17 protein-coding genes, 1 tRNA gene, 1 pseudogene and 1 riboswitch are annotated in these 17137 nt (G+C 70.1%); of the genes and pseudogenes, 14 read left to right on the top strand and 5 right to left on the bottom strand.

Translation table 11 applies throughout. The features are described 5' to 3' along the window. Window positions 1-148: 148 nt before the first annotated feature. The 9 genes from SSPS47_RS11345 (at window position 149) to SSPS47_RS11310 (ending at window position 8382) form a co-directional block, all read left to right on the top strand. Window positions 149-1609 (top strand): amino acid permease, encoded by a 1461-nt coding sequence (locus tag SSPS47_RS11345; RefSeq protein WP_164250743.1) that lies wholly within the window; start codon window positions 149-151, stop codon window positions 1607-1609. A gap of 117 nt (window positions 1610-1726) precedes the next feature. Then, entirely contained in the window at window positions 1727-2140 is a 414-nt protein-coding gene (locus SSPS47_RS11340) for a M67 family metallopeptidase (RefSeq protein WP_164250741.1), read from the top strand. After that, window positions 2140-2274: riboswitch (cobalamin riboswitch) on the top strand. It overlaps the preceding gene by 1 nt. Window positions 2275-2314: 40 nt before the next feature. After that, window positions 2315-3301, top strand: a complete 987-nt coding sequence (locus SSPS47_RS11335) for an ABC transporter substrate-binding protein (RefSeq protein ID WP_164250739.1) — start codon at window positions 2315-2317, stop codon at window positions 3299-3301. A gap of 409 nt (window positions 3302-3710) precedes the next feature. Further along, a complete protein-coding gene (locus SSPS47_RS11330; RefSeq protein WP_164250737.1) occupies window positions 3711-4763 on the top strand; it encodes an iron ABC transporter permease in 1053 nt (350 codons plus the stop codon). Beyond that, window positions 4760-5563, top strand: a complete 804-nt coding sequence (locus SSPS47_RS11325) for an ABC transporter ATP-binding protein (protein ID WP_164250735.1) — start codon at window positions 4760-4762, stop codon at window positions 5561-5563. The genes SSPS47_RS11330 and SSPS47_RS11325 overlap by 4 nt, the downstream gene beginning before the upstream one ends. 69 nt (window positions 5564-5632) lie before the next feature. Continuing rightward, window positions 5633-5746: a putative leader peptide gene (locus tag SSPS47_RS36180; RefSeq protein WP_329033241.1), complete on the top strand. Its 114-nt coding sequence runs from the start codon at window positions 5633-5635 to the stop codon at window positions 5744-5746. A 93-nt stretch (window positions 5747-5839) separates the two neighbouring features. Then, window positions 5840-6157: a MoaD/ThiS family protein gene (locus SSPS47_RS11320; RefSeq protein ID WP_164250733.1), complete on the top strand. Its 318-nt coding sequence runs from the start codon at window positions 5840-5842 to the stop codon at window positions 6155-6157. After that, window positions 6157-7107 carry a cysteine synthase gene (locus tag SSPS47_RS11315; RefSeq protein WP_147875496.1) on the top strand — a complete coding sequence of 317 codons (951 nt, stop codon included), beginning with the start codon at window positions 6157-6159 and terminating at the stop codon, window positions 7105-7107. Before SSPS47_RS11320 ends, SSPS47_RS11315 begins: the two co-directional genes overlap by 1 nt. Before the next feature lie 153 nt (window positions 7108-7260). Then, window positions 7261-8382, top strand: a complete 1122-nt coding sequence (locus tag SSPS47_RS11310; protein WP_164250732.1) for a hypothetical protein — start codon at window positions 7261-7263, stop codon at window positions 8380-8382. A gap of 47 nt (window positions 8383-8429) precedes the next feature. Here the strand turns inward: SSPS47_RS11310 and SSPS47_RS11305 are convergent, their stop codons facing one another. Next, on the bottom strand, window positions 8430-8954 hold the full coding sequence (locus SSPS47_RS11305; RefSeq protein ID WP_164250730.1) for a type II toxin-antitoxin system PemK/MazF family toxin: 525 nt from the start codon (window positions 8952-8954) through the stop codon (window positions 8430-8432). A 211-nt stretch (window positions 8955-9165) separates the two neighbouring features. On the opposite strand from SSPS47_RS11305, the gene SSPS47_RS11300 reads away from it, so the two are divergent. After that, the gene (locus SSPS47_RS11300; protein WP_147875493.1) at window positions 9166-9918 is read left to right on the top strand and encodes an MBL fold metallo-hydrolase; all 753 of its coding nucleotides are present in this window, start codon (window positions 9166-9168) and stop codon (window positions 9916-9918) included. 87 nt (window positions 9919-10005) lie between these two features. On the opposite strand, the gene SSPS47_RS11295 is transcribed toward SSPS47_RS11300, so the two are convergent. Together SSPS47_RS11295 and SSPS47_RS11290 are read right to left on the bottom strand one after the other, a co-directional pair. Continuing rightward, the gene (locus tag SSPS47_RS11295; protein WP_147875492.1) at window positions 10006-11268 is read right to left on the bottom strand and encodes a PTS transporter subunit EIIC; all 1263 of its coding nucleotides are present in this window, start codon (window positions 11266-11268) and stop codon (window positions 10006-10008) included. A 339-nt stretch (window positions 11269-11607) separates the two neighbouring features. Continuing rightward, window positions 11608-12891, bottom strand: a complete 1284-nt coding sequence (locus SSPS47_RS11290; RefSeq protein ID WP_164250728.1) for a PTS transporter subunit EIIC — start codon at window positions 12889-12891, stop codon at window positions 11608-11610. 204 nt (window positions 12892-13095) lie between these two features. Here SSPS47_RS11290 and SSPS47_RS11285 point away from each other — a divergent pair, with 204 nt between their 5' ends. The 4 genes from SSPS47_RS11285 (at window position 13096) to rdgB (ending at window position 15332) form a co-directional block, all read left to right on the top strand. Beyond that, a complete protein-coding gene (locus SSPS47_RS11285) occupies window positions 13096-13329 on the top strand; it encodes a PTS glucose/sucrose transporter subunit IIB (RefSeq protein WP_078077135.1) in 234 nt (77 codons plus the stop codon). Window positions 13330-13457: 128 nt separating this feature from the next. Beyond that, on the top strand, window positions 13458-14195 hold the full coding sequence (gene rph / locus SSPS47_RS11280) for a ribonuclease PH (protein ID WP_147875490.1): 738 nt from the start codon (window positions 13458-13460) through the stop codon (window positions 14193-14195). A 105-nt stretch (window positions 14196-14300) separates the two neighbouring features. Next, on the top strand, window positions 14301-14684 hold the full coding sequence (locus SSPS47_RS11275) for a hypothetical protein (RefSeq protein ID WP_164250726.1): 384 nt from the start codon (window positions 14301-14303) through the stop codon (window positions 14682-14684). A 45-nt stretch (window positions 14685-14729) separates the two neighbouring features. Beyond that, window positions 14730-15332, top strand: coding sequence for an RdgB/HAM1 family non-canonical purine NTP pyrophosphatase (gene rdgB, locus SSPS47_RS11270; RefSeq protein WP_164250724.1), 603 nt, complete (start codon window positions 14730-14732; stop codon window positions 15330-15332). Window positions 15333-15434: 102 nt separating this feature from the next. On the opposite strand, the gene SSPS47_RS11265 is transcribed toward rdgB, so the two are convergent. Both SSPS47_RS11265 and SSPS47_RS11260 read right to left on the bottom strand, forming a co-directional pair. Beyond that, a tRNA-Leu gene (locus SSPS47_RS11265) sits at window positions 15435-15518 on the bottom strand. Between the two features lie 30 nt (window positions 15519-15548). Further along, window positions 15549-16856: pseudogene (locus SSPS47_RS11260) on the bottom strand (MFS transporter); the annotation flags it as partial. Window positions 16857-17137 lie beyond the last annotated feature (281 nt).

Here is a 17137-nt window from a genome sequence, read left to right as displayed (position 1 = left end):
TCGCCGCCCCCGCATGCTTTGCGATTCCGGGGGAAATTTGTCCGCTTCTTCCTGTGGGCCGCACCACAGCCGCCTCCGTGAATCGCGGCCCGGCCCGTGGTAAATCTTCACGACCACCGGCACAGGCAGGGAGAAAGGGCGCATCACCATGACCTCCCCACAGGTCGACAACACCTCGGACAAGCCCTCCGCAGACACCTCGGAGGAGGGCTACGAACGCGGACTCGGCAGCCGCCAGGTCCAGATGATCGCGATCGGCGGCGCGATCGGCGTCGGCCTGTTCATGGGCGCCGGCGCGAACATCGCCAAGGCCGGGCCGAGCATCATCCTGATGTACGCCCTCGCCGGCGTGGTGATCTTCTTCATCATGCGGGCGCTCGGCGAACTGCTGCTCTACCGGCCGGTCTCCGGCTCCTTCGCGGAGTACGCCCGCGAGTTCCTCGGCCCGTTCTTCGGCTACGTCACCGGCTGGACGTACTGGCTCATGTGGATCGTGACCGGCATGGCCGAGCTCACGGCGGCGGCGATCTACATCCACTTCTGGTTCCCGGCGATCCCGCAGTGGGTCAGCGCCCTGGTCTTCCTCCTGGTGCTCTTCGGCGTCAACCTGATCTCCGTCAAGATTTTCGGCGAGGTCGAGTTCTGGTTCTCGATGGTCAAGGTCACCGCCATCATCGGCATGATCGTCATCGGCCTCGGCGTCCTGACCCTCGGCTTCTCGGACGCGGGCGACACCGCCGCCACCGGCAACCTCTGGCAGCACGGCGGGATCTTCCCCAACGGCATCGGCTCCAGCCTGATGACCCTCCAGGGCGTCATGTTCGCCTACCTCGCCGTCGAACTCGTCGGCGTCACGGCGGGCGAGTCCGAGAACCCGGAGAAGACACTCCCCAAGGCGATCAACACGCTGCCCTGGCGCATCATCGTCTTCTACGTCGGCGCGCTCACCGTCATCCTCGCCGTCGTGAAGTGGACCGAATTCAGTGAGGGCGAGAGCCCGTTCGTGCACGCGTTCGCCAAGATCGGCATCCCGCTCGGCGCCGGAATCGTCAACTTCGTCGTGCTGACGGCAGCCCTGTCGTCCTGCAACTCCGGCATGTACTCCACCGGCCGGATGCTCCGCGACCTCTCCGCCAACAAGGAGGCGCCGCAGGCCCTGGGCAAGCTCAACAGCCGCAGGACACCGGCCGCCGGCATCGCGGCGTCCGTCGCCCTGATGGGCATCGGCGTCGTCCTCAACTACGTCGTCCCCGAGAAGGCGTTCCTGTACGTCACCTCGGTGGCCACCGCCGCCGGTATCTGGACCTGGATGATGATCCTCATCAGCCATATCAAGTACCGCTCCGCCGTGGTCGCGGGCCGGCTCCCGGCGTCCTCGTTCCCCGCTCCGGGCGGCTCGGCCCTCAGCTGGGCGGCGCTGGCCTTCCTGTCCTTCGTGACCTGTCTGATCGCGTACGACTCCGACGCCCGCGTCTCGCTGTACGTCGGCGCGCTCTGGGCGGTGTTCCTGGTCGCGGGCTGGGCCCTGCTCAAGAGCCGTAACCCGGAACTCGCGGCGCGCGCCCCCGAGGGCCCGAACGAGCCGGAGTTCGTCAAGGCCTCCGACTGACGCCCGCCCGGCAGCCGCCCCGGCAGCTCCCCGTCAGCCGCCGGGCGTCCCGGAACCCGTCTCACCAGGTGGCCTCCGTATCTCACACACGGAGGCCACCTGTTTATCCTTCACCTCATGCTGACCATCACCCAGGCGCTGTACGACCAGATCGTCGCCCACGCGCGGGCGGACCACCCCGACGAGGCGTGCGGCGTGATCGCGGGCCCCGAGGACAGCGACCGGCCCGAGCGCTTCATCCCCATGCTCAACGCGGCCCGCTCGCCCACGTTCTACGAGTTCGACGCGGACGACCACAAGAAGCTCGACAACGAGCTGCGCGAGCGCAACGAGGACCTGGTGGTGATCTACCACTCGCACACCGCGACCGAGGCGTACCCCTCGCGCCGGGACATCGACCTGGCGATGGAGCCGTTCGCCCACTACGTCCTGGTCTCCACGGCCGACACCGACGACATGGGCCCGTTCCAGTTCCGCTCGTACCGCATCGTCGACGGCGAGGTCACGGAAGAAGAGGTCGAGGTCATCTGACACACTGACGCCGTCCAGGGCGGCAGGACCCAGGAAGCCGGTGTGAATCCGGCACGGTCCCGCCACTGTGACCGGGCCCCGCGCGCGAGCGGGGGCCCGGAAGCCAGGAACTGACCTGTCGCCCTTCTCCCACCATGCCAGGGGACGCGGAAATCCCCCGGAGGAGGCCCAGTCATGCCCTCGCGACGCCACGCCCTCATACCGGCGGTCCTGCTCCCGCTGCTGCTCCCGCTCGCCGCCTGCGGCACCGGCCCGGACCCCGTCCCCGCCTCCGGGGCACCGGCCGGCGGATTTCCGTACACCGTCACCAACTGCGGTGTGAAGACCACCTTCGAAGCGCCCCCGAAGCGCGTGGTCACGATGAACCAGCACGTCACCGAGATCATGATCGAGCTCGGTCTGACCAAGTCCCTCATCGGCACCGCCTGGCTGGACGACGCGGTCCTCCCCGCCCACAAGAAGGCGTACGACAGCGTCCCGGTCATCGCCGAGGAGTACCCCTCCAAGGAGAGACTCCTCGCCGCGAACCCCGACTTCGTCTACGGCGGCTACGCCAGCGCCTTCGCCGCCAAGGACGGCCGCACCCGCGACGAGCTCAAGGGCGCCGGCATCGACACCCGGCTCAACCTTGAGAACTGCGCCGAGGGCCGGACCTCCATGGACGACGTGTTCCGCGAGGTCCGGGAGGTCGGCCGCACCTTCGGTGTCGCCGGCCGCGCCGAGAAGTGGACCGCCGGGGCACGCACCACCCTCGCCACCACCGCCGCCGGGCTCGAAGACGTGAAGCCCGTCCCGGTCTTCGTCTACGACAGCGGCGACAAGACCGCGTTCACCGCCGGGGGCAAGGGCATCGGCAACGAGCTGATCCGGCGGGCCGGCGGGCGCAACGTCTTCGCCGACCTCGACAAGTCCTTCGGCGACGCCACCTGGGAGCAGGTCGTGGCCCGCGAGCCCGAGACGGTCGTGATCTACGACTACGGCGCCACCACCGTCGCGCAGAAGAAGAAGCGCCTGCTGGAGGACCCCGTACTGAAGGACGTCCCGGCGATCAGGAACAAGAGCTTCGCCGTCCTGCCGCTCTCCGACGCCGTCCTCGGCGTCCGCGCCCCCGCCGCCGTCCAACGCCTCGCGACCCAACTCCACCCCGAGGCGGGCCTCTAGGCCGTGTCCGGAAAGTCCCGCCCGGCCCGCGACGCCTGGCACGGCGCCTCTCCCCCGTAGCCCCCGAGGGGGCCCGGGAGGTGCCCCCTCGCGTTGTCGGAGTCGGCCGAGTACGGCCGGTCCATCCACCACACCGGTCCTCCGCCCTGCGAGGCACCGCACCGGCCGTCGCGGGCCCCGCCCCTCCGGGCGGACGGCGCTACTTTCCGGACACGCCAGGGGCCCTGTCCGGCGGATCTTGGGGGCCCGGGACGCCTGGCACGGCACTTTGCCGCGTTGCCGGAGTCGTCCGAGTACGGCCGGTTCGTCCACCACACCGATCATCCGCCTGCGATGCACCCGCCGGCCGCCGCGGCCCCGTCCCGCGAGCGGACGGCGCTGCATTCCGGACACGCCCTAGGACCACGTCATGACCTGTCGGACCCCGCCCGGCCCCCGCCGGCTGCGGTACGCCCTCGTGCTCGCCTCGCTCGCCGCGGCCCTCCTGTGCGCCGTCGTCGCCGGGCTCGCGCTCGGCTCCGTCCGCATCCCGCCCGGTGAGGTCCTCACGATCCTCACCGGCGGCGCGGAGCCCAGCCCCTTCCGCACGATCGTCCTGGACGTGCGGTTGCCGCGCGTGCTGCTCGGCGCCGTCGTCGGCGCCGGGCTCGCCGTCGTCGGGACCGTCCTCCAGGCCCTCGTACGCAACCGGCTGGCCGACCCGTTCCTCCTCGGTATCTCCTCGGGGGCGTCCGCCGGCGCCGTGCTGGTGCTGGTCCTCGGTGTCGGCGGCGGCATCGGCGCCGGGATCACCACCACCCTCGCCATGCCGGCCGCCGCCTTCGCCGGCTCGCTCACCGCGATGGCCCTCGTCTACGCGCTGGCCCGGCGCGGCGGCACGATGACCGGCGGGCGGCTCGTACTGGCCGGGGTGACCGTCTCGTACATCCTGTCCGCGCTCACCACGCTCGTCCTGGTCGTCTCGGCCCGGCCCGAGCACTTCCAGGAAGCCCTCTTCTGGTCCCTCGGCGGCCTCGGCAGCGCCCGCTGGGGCACCCTCGCCGGCCCGGCCGTCGTCCTCGTCGCCGGCACCGCCGTCCTCACGGCGCTCGCCAGACCGCTCGACCTGCTGCTGGTGGGGGAGGAGGGCGCGACCGTACTCGGGCTGGACACCGCCCGCTTCCGCGCCGCCGTGTTCGTCCTCGCCTCACTCGTCACCGGTGTGATGGTCGCCGCGAGCGGCGCCATCGGCTTCGTCGGACTGCTCGTGCCGCACGCCGCGCGCATGGCGGTCGGGGCCGCGCACCGGCCGCTGCTGCCCGTCGCCGCGCTCGGCGGCGCCGTCGTACTCGTCGTCGCGGACCTCGCCGCCCGTACCGTCGCCGCCCCGCAGGACATCCCCGTCGGCGTCCTCACCGCCCTCACCGGCGGCCCGTTCTTCCTGTGGCTGATGCGCCGCCGCCCCGAAGGAGCCCCTGTATGAAGGACCGTACGGCCGCCTCGCTCCGCGTCGAGGGACTCTCCTACGGAGTCGGCGACGGCCGGCACCTCGTCGACGCCGTCGACCTCACCGCCGCACCCGGCGAGACCGTCGGACTCGTCGGCCCCAACGGCAGCGGCAAGACCACCCTGCTGCGCTGCGTGTACGGGGCGCTGCGCCCCACCCACGGCCGGGCGCTGCTGGACGGGGACGACCTGCACAGCATGACCGCCAAGGCGCGCGCCCGGCACGTGGGCACCGTCCCGCAGGACGGGCAGAGCGACTTCGAGCTGACCGTCCGCGAGGTCGTCGCCATGGGCCGCTCCCCGCACCGCCGCTTCTGGGAGGCGGACACGGCGGCCGACACCGCACTGGCCGACGCCGCGCTCGACCGGGTCGGCATCGCCGCGCTCGCCCACCGCGACTTCCCTTCCCTCTCCGGCGGCGAACGCCAGCGGGCCCTCGTCGCCCGCGCTCTGGTCCAGCGGCCCGCGCTCTTCGTCCTGGACGAGCCGACGAATCATCTGGACATCCGCTACCAGCTCGAAGTCCTCAACCTGATGCGGGAGTTGGGGGCGACCAAGCTGCTCGCCCTGCACGACCTGAATCTCGCCGCGTACTACTGCGACCGCCTTTACGTACTCAGAGCGGGTACTGTCGTCGCCTCCGGCACCCCGGCCGAGGTCCTGACCCCCGCCCTCCTGGCCGCCGTCTACGAGGTGGAGGCCGAGATCACACCGCACCCCCGGACCGGCGCCCCCACCGTCGTCTATCTGCCCGAGCCCCCGGCCCCGTCCACCTGACGAACACCGAACGTCCAACATGCGAGATGCCATACCGGGATGCGGACCGGGAATCGATACGATGACCCCATGGTTTCCCACGACGTGAGCGACAAGACGCCCGGCGATCTGCTGGTTGCGCGGCTGCACGTCGACCTGTGCCGCCTCGCCAGCGCCATGTGTACGGTCGGCGCTGCCGCCTGAGCCCGGCGGAAACGCCCGTTCCGAGCATCACCCCCGCGCGGGGGCTGAGCCGCGCGCCCGCGCCACGCCTCTTTTCGAACAGGAGCCCACGCCATGGCCATCGAGGTCCGTATTCCGACCATCCTCCGCACCTACACCGACGGAGCCAAGTCCGTCGAAGGCAGCGGTGACACCATCGCGGCGCTGCTCACGGACCTCGAATCCCGCCACACGGGCATCCGCGAGCGCATCGTCGACGGCGCCAACGGCGACCAGCTCCGCCGCTTCGTCAACGTCTACCTCAACGACGAGGACGTCCGCTTCCTGGACGGCATCTCCACCAAGCTCGCCGACGGCGACAGCGTCACCATCCTCCCGGCCGTCGCGGGCGGCGCACCCGAGAAGCCGACGCTCGACACGCACACGCTCTGATGCGGTACGACTCCCCGCTCGCGGTCGTCGGCGACACCCCCCTCGTACGGCTGCCCCGGCTCTCCCCGTCGGACGACGTCCGGCTCTGGGCCAAGCTGGAGGACCGCAACCCGACCGGCTCCATCAAGGACCGTCCGGCGCTGCGCATGGTCGAGCAGGCCGAGAAGGACGGCCGGCTCACACCGGGCTGCACGATCCTGGAGCCCACCAGCGGCAACACCGGCATCTCCCTCGCCATGGCCGCGAAGCTCAAGGGCTACAAGATCATCTGCGTGATGCCGGAGAACACCTCGCAGGAGCGCCGCGAGCTGCTCGCCATGTGGGGCGCCGAGATCATCCCGTCCCCGGCGGCCGGCGGCTCCAACACGGCCGTGCGCGTCGCCAAGGAGCTCGCCGCCGAGAACCCGAGCTGGGTGATGCTCTACCAGTACGGCAACCCGGACAACGCGGGCGCCCATTACGCCACCACCGGCCCCGAGATCCTCGCCGACCTGCCGTCCGTCACCCACTTCGTGGCCGGCCTCGGCACCACCGGCACCCTCATGGGCGTCGGCCGCTACCTGCGCGAGCAGAAGCCCGACGTCAGGATCGTCGCGGCCGAGCCGCGCTACGACGACCTCGTCTACGGCCTGCGGAACCTCGACGAGGGCTTCGTCCCCGAGCTGTACGACGAGTCCGTCCTCACCAGCCGCTACTCCGTCGGCTCCGCCGACGCCGTCACCCGCACCCGCCAACTGCTCCAGCAGGAGGGCATCTTCGCGGGCGTCTCCACCGGCGCCGCCCTGCACGCGGCGATCGGTCTCGGCAACAAGGCCGTCAAGGCGGGCGAGAGCGCCGACATCGTCTTCGTCGTCGCCGACGGCGGCTGGAAGTACCTCTCCACCGGCGTCTACACGGCCGCCACGGACGAAGAGGCGATCGAGACGCTCCAGGGCCAGCTCTGGGCCTGAGCGGTCCCCTTCACGGGCGCCGGGCGGGCCGGGCTCACGGTCCGCCCGGTCCGGCCCGTCCGCCGCCCGGGGGCAACAGTGGTGCAACAGTCCCCGCGCGGGGCTGTCGCCCCACCGCTCCCGCCCCCGACGATCGGTGTCGATCGGCGCGTTTTGACGCGCACCGACCACGGGGGACAGAGATGGACGACCGCTGGAGCGGTATGGGCGCCACGGGCGCCCCGGCAGGCGGGAGCCCCGGGACAGGCCCCGGGACCCGGCTTCGGCACACCGGGCTTCGGCCCGCCCCACCCCTTCGCCCCGCCGGAGACCACCGGTCGCGCACCCCGCCGGCATCTCGGCGCGTACGTCACCTCCGGCATCCTGCTCCTCGTCTTCGCCTGCGTACTCGCCGCCTGGATCGGCGACACGGCGGGCAACATGCGGGCCGACGTGGACCTGTTGCTCGACGGCCTCGTCAAGAACGAAGCGGGCCGGCCGCTGTTGGTCTTCACCGCCCACGAATGGGCCTTCACCGTCGCCCTGTTCGTCGTCGGCATCGCGGCCCTCGCCCGGCGCCGTACCGCGCGCGGGGCGGCCCTGCTCCTCGCGTTCCTGCTCCTCGGTGTGGGCGCCCGCCAGCTCAACGGCCTCACCAGGAGCGACTACCGCGACGTCATGTTCGCCACCGAGCACGGCACGCTGATCGTGCTCACCTACGTGTTCGCGTTCCTCGCCGCCGCCACCGTGATCATCCTGATGCTGGTGGCCCGCGAGCGTGACCTGCCCCCGGACCCCGCGACCGGCGCCCGGCGCGCCGCGGGCGTCCTGCTCATCCTGACCGGCGCGCTCCAGGGCTTCTGGTACGCCCGAGGCCTGCGTCAGTTCAACGAGGCCGTCGGGCCGGGCGGCGGCCGGGGCGCCTTCTCGGAGTGGTGGCACGAAGCGCTCAACATCAACGCCCGTGGCGGATACGGCACTTCGGCCGGTTTCACTTACTACCACAGCGCACTCGTCGCGGCGTTCCTCGTCGTCGGCGTCCTGCTCCTGCTGGGCGCCCCCGCCGCCCGGGGCGCGGCGCTCGCGCTGCTCGGCATCGCCGCGTACCTCCAGCTCCGCGACCTCGCGGGCATCCGGTACGACCGGCTCGCCGACTACTACCGGGACACGGGCACCGGCTGGAACCTCACCAGCTCCTTCGCGGCGGCCGCGGCGATGCTGGTGGCCATCGCCCTGATCCGGCACGCCCCGCGCCCGTACGTCCCACCCCGGTACCCGCCGTCGCCGCTGCCCTGAGCCGTGTCCGAAGGTTCCGCCCGGCCCCGACGACACGCTTCGGCGCGTCACCGTGCCAGGTGCCGGACCTGTCGCCACAGACCCGGATCCGCCGGCCCCACCCGTCGGCGGAACGCCTTCGCGTCCACCTTCCGCAGCTCGTCCGTCTCCAGGAAGCTCCGTCGTCCGTCCACGTCGCCCACCGCATCCGGGGGCAGCGGGATCACGCCGGGGCGCTCCTCGTGGAACTTACTGGTGATCTTCGCGACCAGCACCGTACGGCCCCGTACCGCGAGCACCAGACAGGGCCGGTCCTTCGCCCCGGGCCCGTCCTCGTACGGCACCATCGCCCACCAGATCTCACCCGGCCGGGGCTCGCGGCTCCCGCTCTTGGCGCCGCTCTTCGCGCCGGTCCCGCCCGTCTTCCGCCCGGCGGGCCCCCGCGGCGGTCTGCGGTCCGCACCGCCCGGTGGCCGGGGGCGCCGGGCGCGCCTGCCGGGAGGCCGCGGACTGCGACCGCGCCCGTCCACGACCGTGGCGACCATCGCCAGCACCACCACGACGATCAGAGCCACCCACCAGGTCGTGTTCATGCCCCAGACCGTACCCGCGCGATCCCCGGCCATGTGCCGCACGATCCCCGCCCCACCGCCCGCGGCAAGGTCCGCCCGAACCGGTGACAGAGCAGGTGAGTTCCCCCACAACGGGCCGGTGCGGAGGAGCGACCAGCCGTTTAGCGCCTTACGCTCGACAGACCGAACGACCCCCGTCGCCCCCCTTCCACGCCACGGAGGTTCACGCTCCATGAAGCTCACCGTCGTCGGCTGCTCGGGCTCCTTCCCCTCCGTGGGATCGGCCTGCTCCAGCTACCTCGTAGAGGCCGACGGCTTCCGGCTGCTCCTCGACATGGGCAACGGTGCCCTCGGCGAGTTGCAGCGTCACTGTGGTCTCTACGACCTCGACGCCATCTTCCTCAGCCATCTCCACGCCGACCACTGCATCGACATGTGCGGTTACTTCGTCGTCCGCTACTACCGCCACGACGGCGGACGCTGCGACACCATCCCGGTCTACGGCCCCGACGGCACCGAGCAGCGCCTCACCACCGCGCACGCCGACACCCCGACGGAGAAGTCCATGAGCGAGGTCTTCGACTTCCACACGCTCAAGCCGGGCTCCTTCGAGATCGGGCCCTTCTCGGTCCGTACGGAGAAGCTGGCCCACCCCGTCGACACCTTCGGCATCCGGGTCGAGCACGACGGCAGATCGCTCACCTACTCCGGCGACACCGGCGTCAGCGAGGCCCTGGTGGAGCTGGCCCACGACACGGATCTGTTCCTCTGCGAAGCCGCGTTCACCTACGGCAAGGAGGACATCCCGGGGCTCCACCTCAACGGCCGTGAGGCCGGGGAGCACGCCACCCGCGCGCGGGCACGAAGACTCGTCCTCACGCACATCCCGCCGTGGACGGACGCCGAGCGGAACCTGAACGACGCGCGCGCGGAGTACGCCGGACCGGCCGAACTGGCCGCGCCGGGCGCGGTGTACGAGATCTGAGCACGAGATCCGAGCACGAGATCCGAGCGTTGACGCGACGGTCCCCCGGCCTTCCCGGCCGGGGGCACCGTCGGTCGCGCCGAGGGTCTACTTCGCTTCGGCCTTCTGGAGTTCCGCCAGCTCCTCGTCCGTCTCCCGGCCGGGCGTCGGCAGGTTGAACTTGACGATGGCGAAGCGGAAGACCGCGTAGTACACGGCCGCGAAACAGAGTCCGACCAGTGCCAGGCCCCACGGGTTGGTCGCGATCCCCAGGTTGAGGAAGAAGTCGACCGCGCCCGCCGAGAAGCCGAAGCCGTCCTTCATGCCCAGACCCCAGGTCAGCGCCATGGAGACACCGGTCAGTACCGCGTGGATGGCGTACAGCACGGGCGCGATGAACATGAACGTGAACTCGATCGGCTCGGTCACACCGGTGACGAACGCGGTGAGCGCGAGCGAGAACATCATGCCGCCGACGACCTTGCGGCGCTCGGGGCGGGCGCAGTGGTAGATCGCGAGACAGGCGGCGGGCAGCGCGAACATCATGATCGGGAAGAAGCCGGTCATGAACTGTCCGGCCGACGGGTCACCGGCGAGGAAGCGCGCGATGTCGCCGCTCTTGCCCTCGTACGAACCGGCCTGGAACCACGGGAACGAGTTCAGCAGGTGGTGCATGCCGATCGGGATCAGCGCGCGGTTCGCGACGCCGAAGATGCCGGCGCCCGCGGCGCCCGAGCCGACCAGCCACTCACCGAAGTTGTGCAGACCGGCGCCGAGGACCGGCCAGATGAGGCCGAAGACCACGCCGATGAGCAGACCGGCGAAGGCCGACAGGATCGGCACGAGTCGCCGGCCGCCGAAGAAGCCCGCCCAGTCGGGCAGCTTCGTCCGGTAGAACTTCTGGTAGAGGAGGGCGACCACGATGCCCATCACGACACCGCCGAGGACGCCCGCGTTCACGGGGGCGTCCGACATGACTATCTTGCCGTCGACGACGTTCGCGACCTGCGGCAGGTTTCCGTCCGTGAAGGTGGCGAGCACCTTCTGGAAGACCAGATAGCCGGTGACGGCGGCCAGCGCCGTCGAACCGTCCGACTTCTTGGCGAAGCCGATGGCGATGCCGACGGCGAAGAGCAGCGGCATGTTGTCGAGGATCGCGCCGCCACCCGCCGCCATGTAACCGGCGATCTTGGTGATGAAGGTGGGGAACGACTCGCGCCCGAGCATGTCGGGGTTGCCGAGACGCACCAGCAGGGCGCCGGCGGGCAGCACGGCGACCGGCAGCATGAGGCTGCGGCCGATGCGCTGCATGACGGACATCACGCCGGAGCCCTTTTTGTTCGCCGCGGGGGCGGCGCTGGCCGTGGACATCAACTTCCTCCAGAGGACAAGGCACCGCCGTTGAGCAGGCACAATGGGGATCGGCGGTGACCCGGGAACACGGCGCGCAGCCATGTGGTCTACACCTATGAGTGGTGTAGACCATTTGTAACATGGTGAGGGTTGAATAAGGAACCTTCGAATTCTTTCGATCCGGACTCGATGATTCAGGGGTGCCACCGACCCGCCGCGGACGTACGGGAAGGCCCCCGGACCTCATGGTCCGGGGGCCTTCCGGGGGCTCCGCGCGGGCTACGCGAACGGGCCGGCGCCCCGGCTCACCCGCCGTCCCCGCTCACCCCGCCGCCCTTCGATGTCCACGCTCCCGCGTCACTTCCCCATGTTCTGTCGCTCGACCTCCTCCTCCAGCTCCTCCGGCTCCCGCCCCGGAGTCGGGATGTCAAACTTCGTGATCGCGAACCGGAACAGCACGTAGTAGACGACCGCGAAGCAGAGCCCGATCGGGATGATCAGCCAAGGCTTCGTGTCCAGGTGCCAGTTGACGACGTAGTCGATCAGCCCCGCCGAGAAGCTGAACCCGGCGTGCACACCGAGCGCCCACGTGATCGCCATCGACGCACCCGTCAGCAGTGCGTGCAGCCCGTACAGCAGCGGCGCGGCGAACATGAACGAGAACTCCAGCGGCTCCGTCACACCCGTCACGAACGACGTCAGGCCGACCGAGATCATCAGGCCCGTCACCTGCTTGCGCCGCTCGGGCCGCGCGCAGTGCGCGATCGCCAGTGCGGCGGCCGGCAGCCCGAACATCATGATCGGGAAGAAGCCCGACATGAACTGACCCGCCGTCGGGTCCTGCGCGAAGAACCGCGTCAGGTCGCCCTGGACCACGGTCCCGTCCTCCGTCGTGAACTCGCCCGCCTGGAACCAGAAGAAGGTGTTCAGGAACTGGTGCATCCCGATCGGGATCAGCAGCCGGTTCGCCACACCGAAGATGCCCGCGCCCCACGCGCCCAGATTGATCAGGTGCTTCGCGAACGCCGTCAGCGCGTCACCCACCGGCTGCCACAGCAGCCCGAACAGCACCCCGAGGATCACCCCCAGGAACGCCATCAGGATCGGCACCAGACGGCGGCCGTTGAAGAAGCCGAGCCAGTCCACCAGCCTCGTACGGTGGAAACGCTGCCAGACCACCGCCGTGAGCAGCCCGATCAGGATGCCGCCGAGCACCCCCGGATTCTGCGGATCGCCCTCCGGCAGCGCGTCGGTGACCGTGCCGTCGGCGGGGAACGCCACCAGGATGTTGTGATAGACGAGAAAGCCCACGACCGCCGCCAGCGCCGTGGACCCGTCGGCCCTCTTGGCGAAGCCGATCGCGACCCCGATGCAGAACAGCAGCGGCAGCCCGAAGCTCCCGTCGAGGATCGCGTTGCCGCCCTGGAGGAAGACCTTGGTCGTCTTGTCCCAGAAGGGGCCGTGCAGATACGCCGCGAAGAGATTGCCCAGACTGACGAGCAGACCCGCCGCGGGCAGCACGGCCACCGGGAGCTGGAGGCTGCGCCCGACCTTCTGGAGTCCCTGGAGGAGACCGTTCCACCACCGCCGTCGGGGCGCCGCCGGGGGAGCGGCCGACGCCTCGGCACCCGTCGAACTCATCGGCGTCCTCCCGTGGCACAGTGGTGTAGACCAGTTGCGATACGCTCCCGGGGCCGGGCCACGGACGGCGTATCGCTGGTGACCGTCATCTTTCGGTACGGGGCGGTCACCCGCCCGTGAAGATGGGCCAACCGTGAGTTACCGTGAAAAATCGGATCCACGGTGAACCGGTACTCCACCCCCTTGGACAGCAGGGAGCAAGACATGGCCAGCAAGGCTGAGAAGATCGTCGCCGGGCTCGGCGGGATCGAGAACATCGAAGAGGTCGAGGGCTGCATCACCCGCCTCCGTACCGAGGTGGTGGACCCGGCCAAGGTCGACGAGGTCGCGCTGAAGGCCGCCGGCGCCCACGGCGTCGTCAAGATGGGCACCGCGATCCAGGTCGTCATCGGCACGGACGCCGACCCGATCGCCGCCGACATCGAAGACATGATGTAACCGCCCGACCACGCTCACCGAGGGGCCCGATCCGGACAACCGCCGTACCCCGCGCGGAGAACCGGAACTCGGGCCTGTCCTTTGGATCGGGCCCGGCCCCTCAGTCACGTCCCGCTAGGCTCACACCCATGTCTCGAATCGACGGCCGCACCCCCGAACAGCTCCGCCCCGTCACCATCGAACGCGGATGGAGCAAGCACGCCGAAGGATCCGTACTCATCTCCTTCGGCGACACCAAGGTCTTCTGCACCGCCTCCGTCACGGAAGGCGTCCCGCGCTGGCGCAAGGGCAGCGGCGAAGGCTGGGTCACCGCCGAGTACTCGATGCTGCCCCGCTCCACCAACACCCGCGGCGACCGCGAGGCCGTACGCGGCAAGATCGGTGGCCGCACCCACGAGATCTCCCGCCTCATCGGCCGCTCGCTGCGCGCGGTCATCGACTACAAGGCCCTCGGCGAGAACACCGTCGTCCTCGACTGCGACGTCCTCCAGGCCGACGGCGGCACCCGCACCGCCGCCATCACCGGCGCGTACGTCGCCCTCGCCGACGCCGTCGAGTGGGCCAGGGCCAAGAAGATCGTCAGGGCCGGCCGCAAGCCCCTGACCGGAACCGTCTCCGCGATCAGCGTCGGCATCGTCGACGGCGCGCCCCTCCTCGACCTCTGTTACGAGGAGGACGTGCGCGCCGACACCGACATGAACGTCGTCTGCACCGGCGACGGCCGTTTCGTCGAGGTCCAGGGCACCGCCGAGGCCGAGCCCTTCGACCGCAAGGAACTCGGCACCCTCCTCGACCTCGCCACCAGCGGCTGCGCCGAACTCGCCGCCCTCCAGAGCGCTGTCCTGGAAGAGACCCTCGCAAGGTAAAGAGGCAACCAAGAGGCGGGGTCCGGCGTCGTTACTGTCGCGACTCTCAAGGGCGGTACGGACCTGCCCGTACCGCCCTTCCGCACCAAGGGAGGGAACCGACCCATGGCCTCGCGCCGACGCACCGCGGCGACCATAGCCGCCGTCCTGCTCACGCTCACGGGGGCGGCCGGCTGTGGCGCACTCGACAAGGCCCTCGACTGCGTCCAGACCGCCGACGCCATAGCCACCAGCGTGGACAAGCTCCAACAGGCGATCTCCACCGCGGCGGACGACCCGACGCAGGCCGAAGAGGCCCTGAACGACATCGACACCGAACTCGACAAGCTCAAGGACAAGACCGACAACGCCGATCTCAGCAAGGCGGTCGAGGACCTCGACACCGGCGTCGGCACCGTCCGCGAGGCCATCGAGAACGGTGACGCAACCCCCGACCCCAGCCCCGTGACGGACGCGGCCACCGAGATAGGCAAGGTCTGCACCCCGTAACGCACCCCGTAACGGGCCTCCCGGCCGCGGGCGGATAATCGACGCATGACGCGCCTGATCCTCGCCACCCGCAACGCCGGGAAAATCACCGAACTGAAGGCGATCCTCGCCGACGCCGGTCTCACCCACGACCTCGTCGGCGCGGATGCCTACCCCGACATCCCGGACGTCAAGGAAACCGGCGTCACCTTCGCCGAGAACGCCCTGCTCAAGGCGCACGCCCTGGCCCGCGCGACCGGCCACCCGGCCGTCGCCGACGACTCCGGCCTCTGCGTCGACGTCCTCGGCGGCGCCCCCGGCATCTTCTCCGCCCGCTGGTCGGGCACCCACGGCGACGACCGCGCCAACCTCGACCTGCTGCTGGCCCAGCTCTCCGACATCGCGCCCCCGCACCGCGCGGCCCACTTCGCCTGCGCGGCGGCCCTGGCCTTCCCGGACGGCACGCAGCGGGTGGTGGAGGGTCAACTCCGCGGCACCCTGCGCCACTCCCCGTCGGGCACGGGCGGCTTCGGCTACGACCCGATCCTCCAGCCGGAGAACGACACCCGCACCTGTGCGGAACTGACGCCGGCGGAGAAGAACGCGATCAGCCACCGCGGCAAGGCGTTCCGGGCGCTGGTGCCGGAGGTGCGAGAGCTGCTGGGCTGAGGCCCGTCCATCGCGACGCCGCCGCGCAGGAGAACCGCCGCGCACGAGAGAAACGGCCTACGCATCGATGACCCATGGGCTTTGATTCGTAGGCCGTTGCTGTGCGGCGGAAGGGATTCGAACCCTCAAGCCTTTTCACGGGCCACAGATCCTAAGTCTGCTGCGTCGCCACTGCGCCACCGCCGCGAGACGCCCGTCATCCTACCGCCCGCCCGCTCAGAACCTCACCCCCGGCGCCTGCTCCAGCACCAGCGCCACCGCCTCCTCCTTCGTCTCCACCGACGGCGGCGATCCCTCCAGCGGCTGACGCGCCGTCTCCCTCATGCAGGCCACCGCGACGACGCCGACCAGGGCCGCGAACATCGCGTAGTACGCGGGCATCAGCTTGTCGCCGGTGAGGCCGATCAGGCCGGTGATCACGAACGGCGTCGTGCCGCCGAAGAGCGACGCCGAGAGGTTGTAGCCGACCGACAGGGAGCCGTAGCGGACGCTCGTGGGGAAGAGCGCGGGCAGGGCCGCCGACATGGTGCCGAGGAGACAGACCAGGGAGAGCCCCAGCATCGCCATCCCGGCGATGACCGCGAGGTAACTGCCCTGCCCGATCAGCAGGAACGCCGGAAGGGAGAGGACCAGGAAGCCGAGCATGCCGGTCATCAGGAGGGGCTTGCGCCCGAACCGGTCGCTGAGGCGCCCCACCTGACTGATGATCATCATCAGCGCGACCATGACGCCGAGCAGGATGAGCAGCCCGTGGGTGTCGCTGTAGTCGAGCTGGTCGGAGAGGTACGTCGGCATGTACGACAGCAGCATGTAGTCGGTGACGTTGTACGCGCCGACGAGGCAGACGCAGAGGATCAGCCTCGGCCAGTGGTCCTGGAAGATCCTGCCGAGGTCCGAGGCGGTGCTGCTCTCGACCGCGTCGGCGGTCTCGGACGTGCGGGCCGAGTCCTGCTCCATCTTGGCGAACGCGGGTGTCTCGTCGAGTCTCAGCCGCAGGTAGAGGCCGATGAGTCCCAGCGGCGCGGCGACGAGGAACGGTACGCGCCAGCCCCAGGCGGCCATGCCGTCCGAGCCGAGCCAGGCGGTGAGCCCGGTGACGAGTCCTGCCGCGCCGACGTAGCCGGCGAGGGTGCCGAATTCGAGGAAGCTGCCGAAGAAGCCGCGCCGTTTGTCGGGGGCGTACTCGGCGATGAAGGTGGACGCGCCGCCGTACTCGCCGCCGGTGGAGAAGCCCTGGACGAGCCGGAAGAGGATCAGCAGGGCGGGGGACCAGAAGCCGATCGTGTCGTACGACGGGATCAGTCCGATCGTGCCGGTGCCGATCGCCATCATGATCATGGTCATGGCCAGGACCTTCTTGCGGCCGATCCGGTCACCCAAAGGACCGAAGAACATGCCGCCGAGTGGCCGTACGAGGAAGGCCACCGCGAAGGTCGCGAAGGAGGAGAGCAGTTGGACGGTGTCGTTGCCCGAGGGGAAGAAGACCTGGCCGATGGTGACGGCCAGATAGCTGTAGATGCCGAACGGCAACCAAGTCGGAGAATACTTGGAGCGCGCCGTGAGGAAGCCCACCATAGAAGTCATGACCCCACCCACCACGCCGTATGACGGGTGCGGCCGGTGCCTGGTAGGTGTCCGCCGTCTGTCACGGAAGAACGAAGCGACGCATAGCCCCGAGAAGCAGAGGGACCAGGTTCTAACGGCCGCCGAGTCCGTAGACGCGCACATCGTTGGATGGGCGGACGACTGGGAAGTGTCCGGCGTTGTGGCGCCGTTGAGCCGTCCCCAATTTGGGCCCTGGCTCC

The sequence above is a fragment of the Streptomyces sp. S4.7 genome (assembly GCF_010384365.1).
Classification (GTDB): domain Bacteria; phylum Actinomycetota; class Actinomycetes; order Streptomycetales; family Streptomycetaceae; genus Streptomyces.
Note: the sequence above shows the minus strand (reverse complement) of the source record. Positions and strands in the feature narration are given on the sequence as shown.